Source organism: Pantoea ananatis LMG 2665 (assembly GCF_000710035.2).
Classification (GTDB): domain Bacteria; phylum Pseudomonadota; class Gammaproteobacteria; order Enterobacterales; family Enterobacteriaceae; genus Pantoea; species Pantoea ananatis.
The window spans coordinates 80,746-102,019 of the sequence record NZ_JMJJ01000006.1 but is presented as its reverse complement, the minus strand read 5'-3'; the positions used below and the strand labels follow the sequence as shown (position 1 = coordinate 102,019).

Annotated in this window: 20 protein-coding genes and 2 tRNA genes; 12 read left to right on the top strand and 10 right to left on the bottom strand. The window is 54.3% G+C overall.

Annotation, left to right across the window (positions count from 1 at the left end; genetic code table 11):
• Positions 1-7: 7 nt before the first annotated feature.
• Entirely contained in the window at positions 8-1,336 is a 1,329-nt protein-coding gene (gene argA / locus EL29_RS13990; protein WP_013026976.1) for an amino-acid N-acetyltransferase, read from the bottom strand.
• A 233-nt stretch (positions 1,337-1,569) separates the two neighbouring features.
• On the opposite strand from argA, the gene amiC reads away from it, so the two are divergent.
• Complete coding sequence (gene amiC, locus EL29_RS13985) at positions 1,570-2,814, top strand: N-acetylmuramoyl-L-alanine amidase AmiC (protein WP_013026975.1); 1,245 nt, start codon at positions 1,570-1,572, stop codon at positions 2,812-2,814.
• A 130-nt stretch (positions 2,815-2,944) separates the two neighbouring features.
• On the opposite strand, the gene dsdA is transcribed toward amiC, so the two are convergent.
• The 3 genes from dsdA to EL29_RS13970 form a co-directional block, all read right to left on the bottom strand.
• A complete protein-coding gene (dsdA, locus tag EL29_RS13980) occupies positions 2,945-4,273 on the bottom strand; it encodes a D-serine ammonia-lyase (protein ID WP_028715739.1) in 1,329 nt (442 codons plus the stop codon).
• 195 nt (positions 4,274-4,468) lie between these two features.
• Positions 4,469-4,545 (bottom strand) — tRNA-Met (locus EL29_RS13975).
• Between the two features lie 61 nt (positions 4,546-4,606).
• Positions 4,607-4,683, bottom strand: a tRNA-Met gene (locus tag EL29_RS13970).
• 204 nt (positions 4,684-4,887) lie between these two features.
• Here EL29_RS13970 and mltA point away from each other — a divergent pair.
• Positions 4,888-6,036 carry a murein transglycosylase A gene (mltA, locus tag EL29_RS13965; RefSeq protein ID WP_014605149.1) on the top strand — a complete coding sequence of 383 codons (1,149 nt, stop codon included), beginning with the start codon at positions 4,888-4,890 and terminating at the stop codon, positions 6,034-6,036.
• A gap of 49 nt (positions 6,037-6,085) precedes the next feature.
• Positions 6,086-6,886 carry a tRNA cyclic N6-threonylcarbamoyladenosine(37) synthase TcdA gene (gene tcdA, locus EL29_RS13960; RefSeq protein WP_014594469.1) on the top strand — a complete coding sequence of 267 codons (801 nt, stop codon included), beginning with the start codon at positions 6,086-6,088 and terminating at the stop codon, positions 6,884-6,886.
• Here tcdA and csdE read toward each other — a convergent pair.
• Together csdE and csdA are read right to left on the bottom strand one after the other, a co-directional pair.
• On the bottom strand, positions 6,883-7,332 hold the full coding sequence (gene csdE, locus EL29_RS13955) for a cysteine desulfurase sulfur acceptor subunit CsdE (protein ID WP_028715738.1): 450 nt from the start codon (positions 7,330-7,332) through the stop codon (positions 6,883-6,885). The genes tcdA and csdE overlap by 4 nt on opposite strands.
• A gap of 2 nt (positions 7,333-7,334) precedes the next feature.
• Complete coding sequence (gene csdA, locus EL29_RS13950) at positions 7,335-8,543, bottom strand: cysteine desulfurase CsdA (RefSeq protein WP_028715737.1); 1,209 nt, start codon at positions 8,541-8,543, stop codon at positions 7,335-7,337.
• 211 nt (positions 8,544-8,754) lie between these two features.
• On the opposite strand from csdA, the gene EL29_RS13945 reads away from it, so the two are divergent.
• The 4 genes from EL29_RS13945 (at position 8,755) to rlmM (ending at position 11,769) form a co-directional block, all read left to right on the top strand.
• The gene (locus tag EL29_RS13945; RefSeq protein ID WP_013026969.1) at positions 8,755-8,976 is read left to right on the top strand and encodes a YgdI/YgdR family lipoprotein; all 222 of its coding nucleotides are present in this window, start codon (positions 8,755-8,757) and stop codon (positions 8,974-8,976) included.
• Between the two features lie 336 nt (positions 8,977-9,312).
• Entirely contained in the window at positions 9,313-10,230 is a 918-nt protein-coding gene (gene gcvA, locus EL29_RS13940) for a transcriptional regulator GcvA (protein ID WP_014594466.1), read from the top strand.
• Between the two features lie 50 nt (positions 10,231-10,280).
• Positions 10,281-10,676 (top strand): DUF423 domain-containing protein, encoded by a 396-nt coding sequence (locus EL29_RS13935; RefSeq protein ID WP_028715736.1) that lies wholly within the window; start codon positions 10,281-10,283, stop codon positions 10,674-10,676.
• Positions 10,669-11,769, top strand: coding sequence for a 23S rRNA (cytidine(2498)-2'-O)-methyltransferase RlmM (gene rlmM / locus EL29_RS13930; protein ID WP_028715735.1), 1,101 nt, complete (start codon positions 10,669-10,671; stop codon positions 11,767-11,769). The genes EL29_RS13935 and rlmM overlap by 8 nt, the downstream gene beginning before the upstream one ends.
• A 42-nt stretch (positions 11,770-11,811) precedes the next feature.
• Here the strand turns inward: rlmM and xni are convergent, their stop codons facing one another.
• From xni to queF, 3 genes are all read right to left on the bottom strand, one after another.
• Positions 11,812-12,570 carry a flap endonuclease Xni gene (gene xni, locus EL29_RS13925; RefSeq protein ID WP_028715734.1) on the bottom strand — a complete coding sequence of 253 codons (759 nt, stop codon included), beginning with the start codon at positions 12,568-12,570 and terminating at the stop codon, positions 11,812-11,814.
• A gap of 33 nt (positions 12,571-12,603) precedes the next feature.
• Positions 12,604-13,968 (bottom strand): nucleotide 5'-monophosphate nucleosidase PpnN, encoded by a 1,365-nt coding sequence (gene ppnN, locus EL29_RS13920; RefSeq protein ID WP_014605152.1) that lies wholly within the window; start codon positions 13,966-13,968, stop codon positions 12,604-12,606.
• A 169-nt stretch (positions 13,969-14,137) separates the two neighbouring features.
• Positions 14,138-14,983 (bottom strand): NADPH-dependent 7-cyano-7-deazaguanine reductase QueF, encoded by an 846-nt coding sequence (gene queF / locus EL29_RS13915; protein ID WP_024471444.1) that lies wholly within the window; start codon positions 14,981-14,983, stop codon positions 14,138-14,140.
• Positions 14,984-15,044: 61 nt separating this feature from the next.
• Here queF and syd point away from each other — a divergent pair, with 61 nt between their 5' ends.
• The 4 genes from syd to EL29_RS13895 all read left to right on the top strand — a co-directional run bounded on the left by syd (position 15,045) and on the right by EL29_RS13895 (position 17,740).
• Positions 15,045-15,593 (top strand): SecY-interacting protein, encoded by a 549-nt coding sequence (gene syd, locus EL29_RS13910; protein ID WP_024471445.1) that lies wholly within the window; start codon positions 15,045-15,047, stop codon positions 15,591-15,593.
• A gap of 579 nt (positions 15,594-16,172) precedes the next feature.
• Positions 16,173-16,502 (top strand): YqcC family protein, encoded by a 330-nt coding sequence (locus EL29_RS13905; protein WP_013026961.1) that lies wholly within the window; start codon positions 16,173-16,175, stop codon positions 16,500-16,502.
• Positions 16,502-17,281 (top strand): tRNA pseudouridine(65) synthase TruC, encoded by a 780-nt coding sequence (gene truC, locus EL29_RS13900; protein ID WP_014594461.1) that lies wholly within the window; start codon positions 16,502-16,504, stop codon positions 17,279-17,281. The genes EL29_RS13905 and truC overlap by 1 nt, the downstream gene beginning before the upstream one ends.
• 12 nt (positions 17,282-17,293) lie before the next feature.
• On the top strand, positions 17,294-17,740 hold the full coding sequence (locus EL29_RS13895; protein WP_015699618.1) for a flavodoxin: 447 nt from the start codon (positions 17,294-17,296) through the stop codon (positions 17,738-17,740).
• 119 nt (positions 17,741-17,859) lie between these two features.
• Here the strand turns inward: EL29_RS13895 and garD are convergent, their stop codons facing one another.
• Positions 17,860-19,419, bottom strand: a complete 1,560-nt coding sequence (garD, locus tag EL29_RS13890) for a galactarate dehydratase (protein ID WP_028715733.1) — start codon at positions 19,417-19,419, stop codon at positions 17,860-17,862.
• A gap of 511 nt (positions 19,420-19,930) precedes the next feature.
• Between garD and EL29_RS13885 the strand changes: the two genes are divergently transcribed.
• Positions 19,931-21,274 carry an MFS transporter gene (locus EL29_RS13885; protein WP_028715732.1) on the top strand — a complete coding sequence of 448 codons (1,344 nt, stop codon included), beginning with the start codon at positions 19,931-19,933 and terminating at the stop codon, positions 21,272-21,274.

Genomic DNA, 21,274 nt, shown 5'->3' with positions numbered 1-21,274 from the left:
GTGACTGTCAGGTTAAATCCGCCATCAGCACCTTTGAGCGGCGCTGATAGTTGTACATCTCTTTCTTACTCTCTGGCAGCGACTCAATATCCACCGGCGTAAAACCGCGCTCCTGAAACCAGTGAATACTGCGCGTAGTCAGCACGAACAGTTTTTCCAGCCCCATTTGCCGAGCCTGAAGCGCGACGCGCTGCAGCAGCAACTCGCCACGCGATGAACTGCGATAGTCCGGATGCACTGCGACGCAGGCCATTTCCCCAATCTTTTCATCCATAAACGGATAAAGCGCGGCACAGGCGATGGTCAGGTTATCGCGCTGGATGATGGTGAATTTATCGATCTCCATTTCCAGTTGCTCACGTGAGCGACGTACCAGAATGCCTTGCTGCTCCAGCGGGCGAATCAGCTCCAGAATACCGCCGATGTCGTTGATGGTGGCACGGCGGATCTGCTCGGCCGACTCCATCACAATCTGCGTCCCGATGCCGTCGCGCGAGAACAACTCCTGCAGCAGCGCACCGTCTTCCTGGTAGCTGATGAGATGGCTGCGGCGCACGCCACTGCGGCAGGCTTTTACCGCGCCCCGTAAAAAACGCACGGTGCCTGAAAGAAAATCGCCGTCGCTTTCCATTTCATCGATACGCGCCTGCGCATCGTTAGGAAAGAGCTCCGAGACAATATTGCCTTCACGATCGATCACGCCTTGTTCAGAACAGAAGCCAATCATCTTTTCGGCCTTGAGCTTAATGGCGAGCTGGGTGGCAACCTCTTCAGACGTCAGGTTAAAGCTTTCACCCGTCACCGACACCGCCACCGGGCCAAGCAGCACAATGGCATCGTTATCCAACTGACGATGAATGGCCTCTTCATCAATACGACGAATGCGTCCACTGTGGCAGTAATCCACCCCGTCATCCACGCCGAGCGGTTGAGCAATAATGAAGTTACCGCTCACCACGTTAATGTGCGCGCCCTGCAAAGGTGTGTTGTTCAGGCTCATTGAGAGCCGGGCCGTGATATCCAGCTGCAGCCGGCCTGCGGCCTGTTTGACGAGTTCCAGCGACTGAGCATCGGTCACACGGGTATATTTGTGGTAAGCCGGTTCCAGCTGATGTGCCGCCAGGCTGGCATCAATCTGTGGGCGCGCGCCATACACCACGACCAGACGGATACCGAGGCTATGCAGCAAGCCGATATCATTGACAATACTGGAGAAATTCTCATGCTCAATGGCTTCACCGCCGAGCATGATGACGAATGTCTTATCCCGATGCGCATTGATATAGGGAACGGTGTGGCGAAAACCCTGAACCAGTTCGGTACTACGTTCCTTCACGGCTAACCCTCAGTGAATGTTTATTCGTATTTTGTGTATTTTTATGCCTTTAGCCATCGTTTTGCAAGCGCTAATCCTGACGATAATTTACGTTTTTTTTGGTGCCAAAGCCGCTAACAGCCTGCATTATTTGGGGTTTCCGGGGTGACATTGCCTGCAGGATTGGATAAAGTTTTCGCCGCCATTTTATTTGGCTGCCGTTTTTTTAAACACTATATAACAGCTGGAGTGGCATGTCGGAAGGTAATCCCCTGGTTTCACGTAGACGATTATTAAAAGGTACAGGGGCGCTGTTACTGCTCAGCGTCAGCGGTGTGAGTATGGCCGCGACCAGCCATATTTTAGCGGTCCGCATCTGGCCCTCTTCCACTTACTCGCGTATGACGCTGGAGTCTAACGTCGCGCTTAAGTACAAGCAGTTTGCCCTGACGAACCCTGACCGCCTGGTCATTGATATCGATGGCTTGCATCTCAACTCAGTCCTTAAGGGCGTGAATCAGCACGTGCGTGTTGACGATCCTTTTATTAAAAGCGCCAGAGTGGGGCAGTTTGATGCCAATACCGTGCGCGTCGTACTAGAACTGAAACGCAACGTGTCCCCTAAAATCTTCAGCCTTGACCCGGTGTCCACGATCAAACACCGCCTGGTGGTCGATCTCTATCCCAGCCAGGATAGCGTTGAAGATGATCCGCTTCTGGCATTACTTAAAGATTACAATCAGGGCGATCTGGAAAAAAATGAGGCCGTTCAGGCGCCTCTGCCCGGTAAAGCGGGACGCGATCGCCCGATCATCATCATGATCGATCCCGGGCATGGCGGTGAAGATCCTGGTGCCCACGGTAAACATAAAACACGTGAAAAGGATATCGTGCTGAAGATTGGCCGTCGGCTGAAAACCTTGATCGAAAAAGAGCACAACATGAAGGCTTACATGACCCGCAACGAGGATGTGTTTATTCCTCTGCGGGTGCGGGTTGCTAAAGCACGCAAGCAACGTGCCGACCTGTTTGTCTCTATCCATGCCGATGCATTTACCAGCCGGGCCGCGCGCGGTTCTTCCGTGTTTGCGCTGTCGACCAGCGGCGCGACCTCTGCGGCGGCGCGTTTCCTGGCGCAAACCCAGAACGAAGCCGATCAGATTGGTGGCGTCAGCATGAGTGGAGATCGCTATCTGGATCACACCATGTTTGATATGGTGCAGCGCCAGACGATCCATGACAGCCTGAAGTTTGGTAAAGAAGTGCTGCACCGCATGGGGCGCATCAATCACCTGCACAAACGCACCGTGGATCAGGCCGGTTTTGCCGTGCTTAAGGCACCAGATATTCCCTCTATTCTGGTGGAGACGGCCTTTATCAGTAATGTTGAAGAAGAGCGTAAGTTGCGCACCACGCGCTATCAGCATCAGGTGGCAGAGGCGATCCTGGAAGGAATCAAAGCCTATTTTAAAAGCGGTGTCGCACTGGCTCATCGCTGAGTAACCCTCAGGAAAACGGCCGCTGGCGCATTTTCCTGGCCTGCTGAGACACCAGGACCGGAAAGCGATCCCACGCGGCTTCAGGATCAGGCCGCGCAGGTTGGCCTGCTGTTCAGAGGCCGCCGGGTGCTCAGCGCCCCTTTGCCAGATAGCGGGCCATTTCGTCTTCCGGCACCATTCCGCCGCCCGTTGCCCAGACCAGATGTGTCGCCTGACCTAACTGCGCCGCGGTAAAACCGTGCATTTGCAGGTAAGCTGTGGCACTGCAGACGCGCTGGGGGCCAGCCATACCGGCAAGGGCCGAGGGCTCCAGCCGCAGGTCTTCTTCCTGCGCCAGCCAACTCAGCATGTCGTACAGGCTTTGATCGTCAAGCGTATAGAGCCCGTCCAGCAGGCGCTGCATGGATCGGCCAACGAAGCCGGAAGCGCGTCCGACCGCCAGTCCATCGGCTGCCGTGATATTGTCGATGCCGATGTCCTGTACCGAAATACCCTCGTGCAAACCCGTGCAGATGCCCAGCAACATGCAGGGAGAGTGGGTGGGTTCGGCGAACAGGCAGTGAACGTGTTCACCAAAAGCCAGCTTCAGACCAAAGGCGACGCCGCCGGGGCCACCGCCCACGCCGCAGGGTAAATACACAAATAACGGATGATGGCGGTCAACCACGCGGCCCTGCTGTTCAAACTGAGCCTTCAGGCGCTGCCCGGCAACGGCATAACCTAAAAACAGGGTGCGGGAGTTTTCATCGTCGATAAAGAAACAGTCCGGGTCGGACTCTGCCGCTTTACGTCCTTGCTCTACCGCTACGCCATAATCCTGTTGATACTCAATTACCGTGACGCCGTGACTGCGTAGTTTGGCTTTCTTCCATTCGCGGGCGTCCGCCGACATATGCACGGTAACTTTAAAGCCAAGACGGGCGCTGATGATGCCAATCGACAGGCCAAGATTACCGGTTGAGCCCACGGCAATACTGTACCGGTTAAAAAATTGCCTGAACGAAGGCGAGAGTAGCCTGCTGTAATCCTCTTCCCGGGTCAGTAAACCTGCATCCAGTGCCAGTTTCTCGGCATGGGTCAGCACTTCATAAATCCCACCACGCGCTTTGATTGAGCCAGAAATTGGCAGGTGGCTGTCTTTCTTCAACAGCAGCGTACCCGCAATGTGTTGTCCGTATTCCCTTTGTAGCCGCGCCTGCATCGCCGGTATGGCTACGAGCTCCGACTCAATAATTCCTCCCGTGGCGGCCGTTTCAGGAAAGGCCTGTGCCAGAAAAGGTGCAAACCGCTTCAGGCGTGCATGCGCCTCTTCAACATCCTGGGCCGTCAGGCCAACATGGGGTAAGGCTTCTGCGACGGTGGTCGTGGCGGGATTAAACCAGGTGGTTTCATTGAGCGCAATTAAATCCGCGACCTGCGGAAACTGAGTGGTCAGTGCAGCAATATTGTGGTTATTCATAGCAGACCTTGTGATGTCCGAATGAATCATCAAAACAGAAATATAGCGGCAAGAGCAATAGCTGCGGCCTGAACAGGGTTCTGTCTGAGTGGCAAACGCGAGAACAGCTTAAAAAGAGGAAGAGAAGGAGAGGTGACTACACTGGCGGTTGAGCGAATTTCAGAAACAAAAAAACACCCTTTCAGGTGTTTAAAGTGGTTGCGGGGGCCGGATTTGAACCGACGACCTTCGGGTTATGAGCCCGACGAGCTACCAGGCTGCTCCACCCCGCGTCCGATTGCGCATAGCGACTTTCACATTGTCTCTTCTGTATGAGCAAAATCACAGAAGAATTGGTTGCGGGGGCCGGATTTGAACCGACGACCTTCGGGTTATGAGCCCGACGAGCTACCAGGCTGCTCCACCCCGCGTCCGTGGATGCGCACTATACTCCGCACGATGATTGTTGCAACCCCTTTTTGCCCTAAAAGGCTAAATTTGCTGTTAATTGATGAAGGATTCCTCCATTTGGTGATTTATTGCGCCGATATCCGTTATGACGAAACAGGATGGATTTCATTCTGATGACGGCTTTGCTATCGTCGCGTGGCGAACAGTTATAAAAAGAGATGAAGATGAAAGGACGTTGGGCGAAGTACGCACTTACTGGCGCATTTTTAGCGCTGCTGGCTGGCTGTAGCGGTAAGCCAACCGATCGGGGTCAGCAATATAAAGACGGCAAACTGGATCAGCCCCTTGCGCTGGTCAATCAACCTAATGCTAAAGGCCGCCCGGTTAACGGCCGGGACTTTGGTGAACAGGTCCGGCAGATTCAGTCTGCCTCCTCTGGCCTGTTTCTCCGCAACAACAGTACTTACAGTGCGGTAGAAAACTGGCTGATAGCCGGCGGCGACACGCGCCAGCTGCGCCAGTTTGGTCTGGACGCGTTTCAGATGGAAGGCACAGACAATTACGGTAACGTGCAGTTCACCGGGTACTACACGCCAGTCGTTGAGGCACGTTACACCCGTCAGGGTGAGTTCCAGTATCCCATTTACCGGATGCCGCCACGTAAGCGCGGACAAAAGCTGCCAAGCCGTGCTTCTATATATAGTGGTGGGTTGGACGATCGCTATGTGATTGCCTGGAGTAATTCACTCATCGATAACTTTATTATGGACGTACAGGGGAGCGGCTACGTTGATTTTGGCGACGGGCGTCCAATGCGCTTTTTTGGTTATGGCGGAAAAAACGGCTGGGGCTATCATAGCATCGGTAAAGAGCTGATCGATCGTGGCGAAGTGAAGCGAGAAGACATGTCCATGCAGGCGATTCGCCAGTGGGCTGACGAGCATTCTCCGCAGGAAGTGCGTGCGCTGTTAGAAACCAACCCTTCATTTGTGTTTTTCAAACCAGAAGACTATGTGCCGGTGCGCGGTGCCAGCGCTGTACCGCTGGTGGCGAAAGCTTCTGTGGCATCAGACCGCTCACTGATTCCTGCCGGAACGGTGTTGCTGGCAGAAGTGCCGCAGTTAAATGAAAAAGGGAAATTTAACGGTAAATATGAGATGCGAATGATGGTGGCGCTGGATGTTGGCGGTGCCATCAAAGGCCAGCACTTCGACATTTATCAGGGCGTGGGCCCGGATGCCGCTCATCTTGCCGGTTTTTATAACCATTATGGACGCGTATGGGTGCTTAAATCTGCCCCTGGCGCCGGTCAGCCGCTGTTCAGCAATGCGCAGGGCGGCAACAACGGCACCCTGTTGTTGGGTGCTAACTAATTTTTGATGTGGCGGGCGTTCTGGCCCGCACTCTGTAACAGGTTTGACTATGAAAGTGTTAAACGATGCCTGGCACCAGCGCTTTGGTGGCACGGCACGTCTTTATGGCCAGCAGGCTCTGCAGCGGTTTGCGGATGCGCATTTCTGCGTCATTGGGATTGGTGGCGTAGGTTCCTGGGCTGCAGAGGCATTGGTACGCACCGGTATCGGCAGGATTACCCTGATCGATATGGACGATGTCTGCATCACCAATACCAATCGTCAGATACATGCGATCCATGGCAACGTGGGTAAAGCCAAGACGGAAGTCATGGCGGATCGCCTGCGCGCCATTAATCCTGATTGTGAAGTGGTGTGCATTGATGATTTTATTACGCCGGAAAACACGGCGACCCTGCTGACGGGCGATATCGATTACGTGATTGATGCCATTGATAGCGTGCGGCCCAAAGCCGCGCTGATTGCCTGGTGTCGGCGCAACAAGATCCCGCTGGTCACTACCGGTGGCGCAGGCGGCCAGATCGATCCGACACAAATTCAGGTCACCGATTTAGCCAAAACGATCCAGGATCCGCTTGCGGCCAAACTGCGCGAGCGCCTTAAACAGTTTGGTGTCGTGAAGAACAGCAAAGGCAAGCTGGGCATCGACTGCGTATTTTCTACTGAAGCGCTGGTTTATCCGCAGGCGGATGGCACGGTTTGCGCCTCACGCAGTACGGCAGAAGGGCCGAAAAGAATGGACTGCGAATCCGGGTTTGGCGCGGCAACGATGGTGACGGCCACCTTCGGCTTTGTTGCGGTATCCCATGCCCTGAAGAAGTTTCTGGCGCGCGCGGCGCGCCAGGCTTAACCCTGATACCGTTGGGCGCTCTGCCGCACGGCGTCAGCCAGCGCTTTCAGGCCACTGCTGCGTGATGCGCTAAGCTGAGCGCGCAGGCCCAGCGCCTCAAACAGATCGAGCGGATCGGACGCCAGCAACTGAGCTGGCGTCTTGCCTTCAACGGCGGTCAGCAACACGGCCAGCAGACCGCGCACGATACGACCTTCGCTGTCTCCATAGAAGTGCAGAGTACCCTTCTCCCTCAGTTGACTGCCGAACCAGACGCGGTTTTCGCAGCCGCTCAGTTCGATATCCGCTGTTTTTAACGCGTCAGGCAACCCGGGTAACTGCCGTCCCAGTAAAATCAGCTGCCGGTAGCGATCTTCCCACTGATGAAAGCGGGAGAAGGTAGCCTGTAAATCAGCCGTGGTGATTTCAGCGCCGAACGGGTGAGGCGCTAACAGCGGTGCGTTCATCATTAAAACTCCGATAACAGATCGATGGCGCTGCGCATGGCGCGCAGCAGGGCATCGACATCCTGAAGATTATTATAAGGTGCAAACGAAACGCGCAGCGTGCCGTCAACGCCCAATGCCGCCATCAATGGCTGAGCGCAATGTTGACCCGCCCGCAGGGCGATACCGTGCTCGGCCAGAAGTGTCACGATGTCGCTGTGATGAATGCCCTGAATGTCGAAGGCCAGCAGGCTGGCACTGCCACAGCGGAAGCTACGAAAGCCGGGCAGTTCAGCCAGTTGCTCCTCGGCCAGGCTGGCAAGCTGCTGGCTCCACATCTCGGCTTTGCGCATATCCAACTGCTGCAGCCAGCCGAGCGCGGCGCTTAACCCGGTAACGCCAGCAACGTTGGGTGTGCCCGCCTCGAAACGCCAGGGAACGGGCTGCGGCGTAAAGCCGGTAAAATCGACCTGTGTTAGCATCTTTCCGCCGCCCTGTAAGGGAACCATCTCTTCCAGCTGTTCCGCTTTTCCGTACAGCACGCCAATGCCCATTGGCCCGTAGAGCTTGTGGCCGGAAAAAGCATAAAAATCAATATCCAGCGCCTGCACATCCGGTGGGCAATGCACCACGCCCTGAGCGCCATCCACCATGACTTTTGCGCCTGCTGCGTGGGCCAGGGCAATGGCCTGCGCTAGATCGGGACAGCCGCCGGTCACGTTAGACATCTGCCCGACCGCCAGCAGCCGGGTCCGGTTGTTAATCAGCGCAGGCAGCAGTGAGATATCCGGCAGGCGATCGGCACCAATCGGCCATTTCACCACCCGCGCGCCGCTGGCCTGCGCAACCATCAGCCAGGGCACTAGATTCGCATGATGTTCTGCCTCACTGACAATTATCTCATCGCCAGGCTGTAAACGCGGCGCTAACCAGCCATGCGCCACCAGGTTTATCGCATCAGTGGTGCCGCGCGTCCATACGACCTGGCGATCGCTGGCGGCATTCAGCCAGTGTGCCACCATGCCACGCGCCTGTTCGTACTGCTCCGTTAACTGGCGGGCAGCAGCAAACTGGCTCCGGTGAACGGTGCCAGCGCTCAGGCTGTAGAATTGCTGCGTCGCGTCTATCACCGTCTGCGGTTTCAGCATGGTGGCGGCACTGTCAAGATAGACACCGGCATCGTTTAGCGCAGGAAACTGCTGACGAAATGAAGAAGGGTTGAAGGCGCTCATACGTGGCTCACAGGTTGTTAATTTTCAGGTCCAGGCTGAAAGATGGCTGTCTGTCTGGCAAAGCTGGAAAAGCGGGTTATGCTGAGTATTGCAAGGTATAAACTTAACCCGCATGGCGAGACGACCTACTTACAGTCGATCGCACTTGACCGTTTCTTTGGTCAGCGTAACGCGGGGGGTTTGGTGCAATCAATCTGCAAGGAGATAGAAGATGAAAAAACTCGCCGCAATGCTGGCCATTTGTACAATGGCCTTTACCCTGGCTGCCTGTTCAAGCAACTACGTGATGCATACCAATGATGGACGCACTATCGTCGCTGAAGGCAAACCAAAGGTCGATACTGACACCGGTATGATCAGCTATAAAGATGCGAATGGCAATGAGCAGCAGATTAACCGTTCAGATGTGAAAGAAATGGTTGAAATGAAGTAATCAGCTCATAAAAAAAGCACCGCAATTTGCGGTGCTACTCAATATCACAATGGACAGACAGGGTAAATCTACAGGAATTAAAAAAGCTTGATCTGTAAAGGTCAGATCAAAATTGCAAACACAACATCACGACCACAAGCCAAAAGCTTTCAGAAAATCTGCGAACTCACTCACAAATCTAAAAACTTTTCGTTCCGGCTCAGGAAGTAGCGCAACTATAGGTATTTGCTGGAGCTTCATCAACGGACAATTTATAATGTCTCGGATTATAAATTCTAATACGTAAAGCCTTTGTATTAGTTCGCGTATTTTTTGCCAGGCTGGCTATGGATAACCATGTCAAAACGTCTTCCTCCCCTTAATGCACTGCGGGTTTTCGATGCCGCAGCACGCCATTTAAGCTTTACCAAAGCGGCTGAAGAGCTGTTCGTCACCCAGGCTGCCGTCAGCCATCAGATCAAATCACTGGAAGATTTTCTGGGATTAAAGCTGTTCAGGCGGAGGAATCGTTCGCTTTTGCTCACGGAAGAGGGGCAAAGCTACTATCTGGACATTAAAGAAATCTTCTCTGCCCTGAATGAAGCCACGCGCAAGCTGCAGGCACGCAGTGCCAAAGGCGCGCTCACGGTCAGTTTACTGCCGAGTTTTGCCATTCAATGGCTCGTGCCGCGCCTCTCCAGCTTTAATCTGGCTTATCCGGGAATCGATGTCCGTATCCAGGCCGTTGACCGCGATGAGGAGAAACTGGCTGACGATGTGGACGTGGCGATTTTCTATGGTCGGGGCAACTGGCCTGGCTTACGGGTGGAAAAACTCTACGCAGAATACCTGCTGCCGGTCTGTTCTCCGGCGTTGATGACCGGGGAAAATCCGCTTAAAACCCCTATGGATCTTGCTCGCTTTACTCTGCTGCATGATGCGTCGCGTCGTGACTGGCAATCCTATATTCGCCAGCTCGGCGTTCAGCATATCAACGTTCAACAGGGGCCCATCTTCAGTCACAGCGCCATGGTGTTGCAGGCAGCGATTCATGGTCAGGGCGTGGCATTGGCCAATAACGTTATGGCGCAGAGTGAAATCGAAGCGGGGCGGTTGATTTGTCCGTTTAATGACGTTTTAGTGAGCAAAAATGCTTTTTATCTGGTTTGTCATGACAGCCAGGCAGAACTGGGTAAAATAGCCGCCTTTCGACAGTGGATCCTCGCTAAAGCGGCAACCGAACAAGAAAAATTCCGCTTTCGTTATGATCAGTAACTTTTTGATTTTTTTGCAGGGACCTGCAAACGCACCTTGAGGATAGATTGATGTCCAGACGTGCCATGTTTATTTTTGCGGCCATCAGCGGCTTTTTCCTGGTGGCATTTGGTGCTTTTGGTGCTCACGTGTTGAACAAAACGCTGGGAGCCACTGAAATGGCCTGGATTCACACCGGGCTGGAATATCAGGCTTACCATACGCTGGCTGTACTGGGGCTGGGTGCGGCAATGCTGTATCGCTGTAACATCTGGTTTTACTGGAGCAGTGCGTCTATGGCGCTGGGAACCGTATTATTTAGCGGCAGCCTCTATTCACTGGCGCTGTCGCATTTAACGTTTTTTGTATTTATCACACCAGTCGGAGGCGTATTCTTCCTCGTCGGCTGGCTATTGATGTTGATTGGCGCACTGCGTCTTAAAACCAAGGCAGAACGCCATGAATAAAGTTTTACTGTATTGCCGCTCCGGCTTTGAAAAAGAGTGTGCGGCAGAGATTAGTGCGAAAGCCGCAGAGCGTAACGTCTACGGCTTTCCACGGGTAAAAGAAGAGGCCGGTTATGTGCTGTTTGAATGCTATCAGCAGCCCGATGCGGAAAGGCTGATTCGGGAACTGCCATTTGAAACCCTGATTTTCGCCCGCCAGATGCTGGTTGTCGGCGAGCTGCTGCGTGACTTGCCCCAGGACGATCGTATTTCGCCGATCGTTGGCATGTTGAGCGGTGTGGTCGAGAAAGGCGGCGAGCTGCGTGTTGAGGTGCCTGACACCAATGAAGCAAAAGAGCTCACCAAATTCTGCCGCAAGTTTACCGTTCCCCTGCGTGCCAGCCTGCGTGAGAGCAAAATTCTGCTTAATTACGAGAGCCCAAAACGCCCGGTCGTGCACGTGTTCTTTATTGCTCCCGGTACCTGTTACGTGGGCTATTCGCTGCCAGAAAACAATTCCCCCTTTTATATGGGCATTCCGCGTCTTAAGTTTCCCTCTGATGCGCCAAGCCGTTCAACGCTTAAGCTGGAAGAGGCTTTCCACGTTTTTGTGCCCGTCGACGAGTGGGATGAGCGGTTAGCCAGCGGCATGTATGCGGTGGATCTGGGCGCCTGCCCTGGCGGCTGGACGTATCAGCTGGTACAGCGCAGCATGATGGTCTACGCCGTGGATAACGGCCCCATGGCACCGAGTCTGATGGATACCGGACAGGTCTTTCACGAACGCGAAGACGGTTTCCGCTTCCGCCCACCGCGCACCAATATCAGCTGGCTGGTCTGCGACATGGTGGAAAAACCGGCTCGCGTGGCCAATCTGATGGCGGACTGGCTGGTGAATGGCTGGTGTCGTGAGGCCATTTTCAACCTGAAGCTGCCCATGAAGAAGCGGTATGAAGAAGTCACGCAGAATCTGGCCATGATCGAGCAGCGCCTCACGGAAAATGGCATTAATGCGCAAATTCGTGCACGCCAGCTCTACCACGATCGTGAAGAAGTAACGGTGCATATTCGTCGTATCTGGGCCGCGGTCGGTGGCCGTCGCGACGAGCGCTAATCGAACCGATCGGGCGCGATGGTGCCCGATCGGTTGACCATGCTAGTCACCGCTGTAACGCAGTAAATTCAGATTTCCTTCCAGCACCAAATCCTGTTTCAGCCGGGCGACGTCGCGGCTGATGAACGCCATCTCTTGCCCTGTCTGCAGTTTATTGCGCCATTTGGTGGGGACCTGATCCAACTGTTGGTAAAGCGATTCCAGTGAGCCAAACTGCTGCAGCAGTTCCCGGGCGCTTTTGGGGCCGATGCCCGCGATACCCGGGATTTTACTGCTGCTGATGCCGCATAATCCCCAGTAGTCGGGCAGCATAGTGGGCGCAACGCCAAACTCCGTTTCAATAAACGGCAAATCCAGCCAGCGCTTCTGAAAATAATCGCGGATGCGAATGTCCGGCGCCAGTAGCTGACAGTAGCCTTTGTCGGTGGAAACGATAGTGGCCTGATGGCCCGCCCGCGCCATTTTTACCGCCAGCGTGGCCGCCAGATCGTCGGCTTCATCCTGTTCGGCAATCCAGCAGCTCACGCCCACGGCCCGAAACGCCGCCTGCAAAGCGGGCATTTCAGCCTGCAAATCTTCCGGCATGGGCGGGCGACCGCTTTTATAGTCGGGCAGCAGCTGATGCCGCCATCCCTGATGGCGCGCTTCACCGTCAAACACGGCCACAACGTGAGAAGGACGCGTGTGGCCGAGAAGCTGGCGCAATGCCGCCACGCAGCCGTCCACACAGGGAGAGCCTTGAACGGCGTGAAGGCGGCGAATGAGATTGAGTGCATCAACAATAAGTAAGTGATGTGACATAAGGTACGGGCAGCCCGGCGGCTGCCTCCTGATTTACTTAATGATTTCGTAGCACGGGATATAGGCAGTACCTGGCAGTTTCATACGCTGCTGCGCCACAAAGCCCTGTAGCAGTTCATCCATGCGGTGCATGATGTCGGCATCACCGTGCAGTTTATAAGGGCCTTTTTCCCGGATCTCACGGATGCCCATCTCTTTAACGTTACCTGCCACAATGCCCGAGAACGCCCGGCGCAGGTCGGCTGCCAGTTTTTCCGGCGGCTGGTTAGTGTAGAGATTGAGATTGGCCATATTTTCATGCGTTGGCATAAAGGGCACCTGCAAATCCTGCGCGATGCGGATAGACCAGTTAAAGCTGTAGGCATCACCCGTTTCGCGGCGGTGTTCTTTCACCTGCGGCATCGCTTTTCTCATCAGGCGGGCCACCTCGGCGGCATCATCAATAATGATCTGATAATGCTTACGTGCCTGCTCCCCGAGCGTGCTGACAATAAAGTCATCCAGCACACGGAAATAGTCGGCGCTTTCTTTCGGCCCGGTCAGAATGAGCGGCAGAACCTGATGCTCATTTTGCGGATTCATCAGAATGCCCAGCAGGTAAAGAAACTCCTCTGCCGTCCCCACGCCGCCAGGGAAAATAATGATGCCATGTGCAATGCGTACAAAGGCTTCCAGACGTTTTTCGATGTCCGGCATGATGATCAGTTCGTTCACCAGCGGGTTAGGCGGTTCAGCCGCGATAATCGACGGCTCGGTTAAACCGATAAAGCGGCTGTCGCGGTAGCGTTGCTGTGCATGGCCTACCGCCGCCCCCTTCATGGGCGCTTCCATCACGCCCGGGCCACAGCCGGTACAAATATTCAGTTCACGCAGGCCCAACTGCGTACCGACGTTACGACAGTACTGGTATTCCACCGCGTTAATCGAGTGGCCGCCCCAACAGACAACGGTATTGGGATATTCGCCCACGTGTAATGCCCGGGCATTACGCAGAATAGAAAACACGGTGTTGGTAATCATGACCGAATCGTTGTCTTCTGCGCAGGGTAACCGGCCGGAACTGGCTAACTGGCCGTTAACAAACAGGATATCGCGCAGCACGGCAAACAGGTTAGCCTGCAGTGAACGAATAATATGGCCGTCAACAAAGGCCTCTTCGGGGGGATTGATCAGTTCAAGCTTGATACCGCGCTCGCGGCGCAGCACGTTAATATCGAAGTTCTCAAAGCGGGACAGGAGCTCGTGGCTGCTGTCAGTCTGGCTGCCAGAATTGAGCACGGCGAGCGAGCAGTTACGGAAAAGTTGATATAAATCGCTGCTGGCTGTGCGCTTCAGCATATCTACTTCCAGTTGGGAGAGCAGATCCATAGAGCCAAGAGGGCTGACATGTGTAATCAAATGAACTCCTTTGCACCCGCTGGGGTGATGGCTGACACTGCAAATGCAGTGACGAAAATCCCTGGTTGGCAATCCACTGTATGCCGCCTTGCCCAGAGTAGCCTTGTCGGCAGGGCTGACTCAAGTGGAACGCTATAGTTGACCGGCAGCCTGAGAAATACCTCGCAAACTACTGACGAACCAGACGAGAATGACCCGGCGTAAAGGGCACATTACTGCGCCATGGATTAATATCCAGTCCGCCCCGACGCGTATAGCGCGCGTAAACGGTGAGCTGTTCGGGCTGACAAAAACGCATCAGGTCATTGAAGATACGCTCAACGCACTGTTCATGAAACTCATTATGCTGACGAAATGAAATGATGTAGCGCAGCAGCGCTTCGCGATCGAGCCGTGGGCCCTTATAGCGAATCATCACCGAGCCCCAGTCAGGCTGATTCGTGATCAGACAGTTGGACTTCAGCAGGTGACTGACCAGCGTTTCTTCCACCTGTTCCTGACCGGCTGCGTTAATCAGATAATCGGCATTGAAGGCATAATCTTCAATTTCGATATCCTGCTCATCTATGCAGTAGCCTGCAAAGTGTCCCACAGGTTGACCTTCAATTTCATTTAACCGAAACAGCGCGACGCGCACCTCGCCTTCGGCACAGACACGCAGATCCTGCTCCAGCGTCTGGCGCACCTCGCCCCAGTCTGCGAACCGCGTCTGGTTAAAGCTGTTAAGATAGAGTTTGAAACTCTTGGACTCGATAAGATTACGACTGTGGGCGTCCAGCACCACTTCGCCAACCGCCACCTGTGGAACGCCTTTGCTGTTGAGCCAGGAGAGTTCATACAGCGTCCAGATATCGCCTCCCGTAAAAGGCAGGTTATCAGGATAAAGGCCGAGTGGTTCGCGGTTCATGCTGCGCGGAACGGCCTGTAATAAGCTGTTGTCGTAGCGATCGTGATAAGCTGTGGGCTTGCCAAGCGTCAGGTTGCTGAGCGCCGGATCCGGCTGATAAGAAGACATAACGGTTACCACTGAGGTCATCAAAGTGAGTAAGTGTAACCTATCAGAAGTGAGAATTTGAATGATGCAGCAAACGGCTGAAGCGTTAACTGATTTTACCACCCGATACTGTCTGCACTGGCAGCAGAATAATGGCCATGCACCGGCCAGTAGCGATCTTTATGGCGTTCCTTCACCCTGCCTGATTGAAAATCGTGGCGAGCGGGCGCTGTGGCAGCCGCAGCCCTTTAGCCTGCCGCCGTCTCTGGATGCCGTTGAGCGCGCGCTGGATATCCAGCTCCAGCCGCAGATTACCGCATTTTATACCCACCAGTTCGCAGGAGACATGCGCGCCACTCACGACCAAAACAGGCTAACGCTTCTGCAGGTCTGGAGCGAAGAGGATTTTGTCCGACTGCAGGAAAATCTGATTGGTCATTTAGTGATGCAGCGCCGGCTGAAGCAGGCGCCGACGCTGTTTATCGCGACAACGGATTCCGAAGAAAACATTATCTCGCTGTGTAACCTGAGCGGACATGTCATTCTGGAAACCCCAGGGCGCAAACATCGCCAGACGCTGGCACCTGATATCCCATCATTTCTTAATGATTTACAACCGCTTAGTGACTAGTTGCAGATATCCGCTATCAGCGGTGTGAGAGATCTCTTACAAGCTCTGTGAGAGATCGCTCTATCCTTCACGCAGTGATCATTTCGGAAAGATGTAAAAATATTGTAAATCATTAACTTATTAGCTGCGCTGATGAGCGCTTTTCATAAGATATCGTTATAAGGCGTTTTACCACCTTGTGCTCTGAGTAATTTCTGACGAGAATATCACTCGCGGACAGGATGTCCTGGACAACAGGAGCCGTCAGGATGACGGTAGCCAGGAGGCCGGAACGTAACGGAGTTTACGTCACAAGGAAGGCTTCAGGATGAAGCAGGACACTCTGGATTGAGTTAAAGGACACCTCCAGGACGGAGAATGAGAGCCCCTCAGAAGAGGTGGCGGGCCTGGATGCTAAGGATTTGTCAGGATGATGCGCGAATGGAATTCGCACGGGAAAAGTTGTCACGGATGAGCAGGGAGCACTAACGTAGCGGGAAAGCTGCAAACGAACCGGGAGCACTGTTTAATACAGTGCTCCCTTTTTTTATGCCTGCGGGTTATGCTTGCCGCCCATTTTTATCCGGTCAGAGGTGAAGCATGACGCTGGAACACTTAATTTTGCAACGACTCGAACAGGTCGAAGCGATAATGCGCGAGCACGATCTCTGGCAGTCTGTTGCGCCAGACGATCACGCGTTCACCAGCCAGCAACCTTTCTTCCTTGATACGCTTCAGCCGCTGGAATGGTTACAGTGGGTGCTGATACCGCGCGTTCAGGCCATCATTGGTGCCGGGCAGCCGTTGCCGAAGAACGTCGCGATCGCCCCCTATTTTGAAGTGGCGTTAACGCCCGGGCAGCCCGGTCGTGCCCTGCTGGTGTTGACGTTAAAGCAGCTGGATGCCCTTCTGGAGGATGAGTCTGCCTGATGTTAGAGATCATTTATCAGGATGCGTGGCTGGTGGCGGTGAACAAACCCGCCGGTTGGCTGGTCCACCGTAGCTGGCTTGATCGCCATGAAACGCAGTTTGTCATGCAGACGGTACGCGACCAGATAGGCCAGCATGTTTTCACGGCGCACCGGCTTGATCGCCCCACATCGGGCGTTCTGCTAATGGGCCTGTCCAGTGAGGTGGGCCGCCTGCTTTCCCAGCAGTTTGAGCATCATCAGATGGAGAAGACCTATCATGCCGTGGTGCGCGGCTGGCTGGAAGGCCGCGATCGGCTGGATTATCCGCTTGTCGAAGAACTGGATAAAATTGCCGACAAATTTGTCAGCGACCCCCGCGCGCCTCAGCCTGCGGTGACCGATTACGCCTCACTGGCAACCGTAGAAATGCCGGTCGCAGTGAGTCGTTATCCCACTGCGCGTTACAGCCTGATTGAGCTCAAACCCAAAACCGGACGCAAGCATCAGCTGCGTCGGCATATGTCTCATCTTCGCCATCCCATTATCGGCGATTCGGCCCATGGCGATTTGCGTCAGAATCGGGGGGCGGCTGCACACTTTGGCGCAAATCGTTTAATGTTGCATGCCAGTAGCTTGTCGCTCAGCCACCCGGTGACGGGAGAACCCTTGGTTATTCGCGCCGGACTTGATCTTGTCTGGCAACGGGTGATGGATCAGTTTGGCTGGCAGGCCTGTATGCCGGATGTGCCACGGGTTGAGTTTATGGCTGGCTCAGGTCAGGATAGCGGGACGGAATAAAGGGGAAAAGAAATGGCGAAAATTGGTATTTTTGTAGGCACCGTTTATGGCAATGCATTACTGGTTGCAGAAGAAGCAGAACCGGCATTGCAGCAGCAAGGCCATGACGTGAAGATTTTTGAAGATCCTACGTTAGCCGAATGGCAAAACTATGCGAATGATGTCGCCTTAGTGATTACATCAACCACCGGTCAGGGCGATTTCCCGGATACTATTTCTGGCCTGTTCCATGACGTGCAGGACAAACTGGGCCACCAGCCAGGGCTGCGCTACGGCGTTATTGCCTTGGGCGACAGCAGCTACGAGAATTTCTGCGGTGCGGGTAAGCGCTTTGATGCCCTGTTACAGGAGCACCAGGCTAAACGGGTAGGTGAGGTTCTGCTGGTTGATGCCACGGAACATCCAGAACCTGAATCCGTCACCACGCCGTGGGTTGAGCAGTGGGGCAAGCAGCTCTGATAAGATCAAGGCTGCTATGCTGTTCCGCTGCCGTCCGGATTACACCGGCGGCAGCGGTGTTACGATAACAGGATTCTGCGTACAGCGCGTTCCGTCATTGCCCTGCGCGCCCCCGTTTCTCAGGTTATCGGCGCGGGATTAAATACGGCCAGCTGATTACGAATTCCCCAGCGATCTGACCAGGTTTGCTTTCTGCCACTGGCAATGTCCAGTATCAATTCAAACAACCGCCAGCCAACCTGCTCAATGGTTTCCTCGCCTGTTGCAATCGTGCCAGCATTGATGTCCATCAGGTCATGCCAGCGCTCGGCCAGCGCGTTACGGGTAGCCATTTTTATCACCGGGATTGCCGCCAGGCCATACGGGGTTCCTCTGCCGGTGGTAAAGACCTGCAGGGTGATACCTGAGGCGAGCTGCTGCGTGCCGCACACAAAATCGCTGGCGGGCGTCGCGGCAAAAATCAGTCCACGTCGTGTCGGACGCTGTCCGGGCGACAGAACCTCCACAATCGGGCTTCGGCCTGATTTGGCAATGGAACCCAGGGCTTTTTCCACCACGTTTGCCAGCCCACCTTTCTTGTTGCCCGGTGAGGGATTGGCGCTGCGATCGGTTTTGCCTTGATCAAGGTAGCGGTCATACCATGCCATCTCTTCAATCAGCCGCTGACCCACTTCCTGATTGATCACGCGCGGTGTCAGTAAGTGAATGGCATCGCGCACCTCGGTGACCTCAGAGAACATAACGGTCGCGCCGCTGCGCACCAGCAGGTCGGAAGCAAAGCCCACCGCGGGATTCGCCGTCACGCCAGAAAAAGCATCACTGCCGCCGCACTGCATGCCCACGACCAGTTCCGAGGCAGGGCAGGTTTCACGCTGGCGCTGGTTAAGCCGTTTCAGATGGCGCTCTGCGACCTGGAGGATCTCATCCACCATGGCGCCAAAGCCCACCAGCTTCTCATCCTGCAAACGCACAATATCCTCCTCATCCAGCGAGATGGGCTGCACGTCGGGCGTACCGGTCAACAAGCGCTCAGGTTGTAATTTTTCACAACCCAGACTGACTACCATGATCTCCCCGCCAAAATTCGCGTTAAGGGCCAGGTTGTGGACGGAACGGATAGGAATAACCGCCGCAGGCGCGTTGATTGCCACGCCGCAGCCGTAGAGATGATTTAGCGCAACCACGCCGTCCACATTGGGATAACGGGGCAGCAAATCACGCTCTATCATTTGCACCACATAATCCACCACGCCCGCCACGCAGTGAACGCTGGTGGTAATGCCCAACAGGTTACGGGTGCCCACGCTGCCGTCAGCGTTGCGATAGCCCTCGAAGGTATAACCTTCAAGCGGCGGTAAGTCAGGCGGCACGTTATTCGCCAGGGGCAAACTCTGCAAATCCGGTGCGTCCGGAAGCGCAATGAGTGACTCATCGATCCAACTGCCTTGGGCAATATCACGAACGGCAAGGCCAATAATTTCACCATAGCGCAACACAGGCTGACCCTGAGGAATGGCAACCAACGCCACCTTATGCCCCTGCGGTACATGTTCGGTTAGTGTTAATCCATCTTTAAACGTGGTGCCCGCAGTCAGCCCCTGGCTGTTTACCACAATCGCAACGTTATCGTTTTCGTGAACTTTAATGTAAAGCGGCTGCTCTTTTGAAATGGGGTTCATCGCTCACCTTCCAGTGCGTAGCGCCTTGCTGGTACGGCGCATTCATTATGAGACGTCAGGTGTCACAGGTTCGGTATTTGCCACCGTCAGTATAAGAAGGTGTTACCGCCTGCACATTGTGCAATTGACCTATATTCGGCTGAGAGATGACGCGGTTTTATTATCTTTTTACTAAATCAAGTGAAGATTCTCACAAAGCCGCTTATCAACGCCTGTTTGGGCGTGCTTATTGTGACTTTTTACAAATAACGTGAAACGTCCCGCAGCAGTTTATGCATTAGCCCAAAAAATCATCGTTCATTCACCTTATTCCAGGGTGATGTTCCAATGCCTCACCCAAACCCGCTTCCTATACTGATTTCCGTTTTCCCGATCAGGTTATTCGTCACGACGCATTATCGGTTTGCCATTAAAAAAAATCGCCGTGTTTAACCTACATCTCTCTGATACCCAACGCGATGTGTATGCAGTCAGAGCGAATGTAGCTTTCGCTATATTTCAGGAGTGCATCATGAGTAGTTATCACCAGACAACGGAGGCGGTACAAAAACGGACGAACGCGCGTTACTGGATAGTGGTCATGCTATTTATTGTGACCTCATTCAACTACGGTGACCGCGCCACGTTGTCTATCGCGGGTTCGGCCATGGCAAAAGAAATTGGCCTCGATCCCGTGGGGATGGGGTTTATCTTCTCTGCTTTTTCATGGGCCTATGTCATTGGGCAAATCCCCGGTGGCTGGCTGTTGGATCGCTTTGGTTCTAAGCGCGTCTATTTCTGGAGTATCTTTCTTTGGTCGTTGTTTACCCTGCTGCAGGGGTTCGTGGACGTGTTCAGCGGCTACACCATCGTCATGGCGCTGTTTATGCTGCGCTTTATGGTCGGGCTGGCGGAAGCCCCTTCATTCCCGGGTAACAGCCGTATTGTGGCAGCCTGGTTTCCGGCTCAGGAGCGCGGCACTGCCGTGGCGATTTTCAACTCCGCACAATACTTCGCGACGGTAATTTTCGCGCCCATCATGGGCTGGTTGACCTCCGCGGTGGGCTGGGCGCACGTGTTCTGGTTTATGGGAGGGCTGGGCATTATTTTGAGCTTTATCTGGCTCAAAGTGATTTACGATCCCTGCGATCATCCCGGCGTGAACAAAGCGGAGCTGGACTACATGGCGGAGGGCGGCGCGCTGATCAATATGGATCAGAAAAGCGAGAAGCAAAAAGTCAGCTTCAGTGATAAGTGGTTCCAGATCAAGCAACTGCTGCAGTCGCGCATGATGATCGGTGTCTACATTGGCCAGTACTGCATCAACGCTCTGACCTACTTCTTTATCACCTGGTTTCCGGTTTATCTGGTGCAGGCAAGGGGCATGTCGATCCTTAAAGCGGGCTTTGTCGCCTCGGTGCCTGCGCTGTGCGGCTTTATCGGTGGCGTGCTCGGCGGGGTGATCTCTGACTGGCTGATGCGCAAAACCGGCTCACTCAATATCGCCCGTAAAACACCGATTGTGCTCGGCATGTTGCTCTCGACGTCCATGGTGGTCTGTAACTATGTCGAGACGGACTGGGTCGTGGTGCTGTTCATGGCAACCGCCTTCTTTGGTAAAGGGATTGGCGCGCTGGGATGGGCAGTCATGGCGGACACCGCACCGAAAGAGATTAGCGGCCTGAGCGGCGGTCTGTTCAATATGTTCGGTAATGCATCCGGCATTATTACCCCCATCGCGATCGGCTACATCATTGCCTCTACCGGTTCTTATAACGGCGCGCTGGTTTATGTCGGTATCCACGCGTTCGTTGCCGTACTCAGCTACCTGGTGCTGGTGGATAACATCAAGCGCATTGATCTGAAAACACGCTAA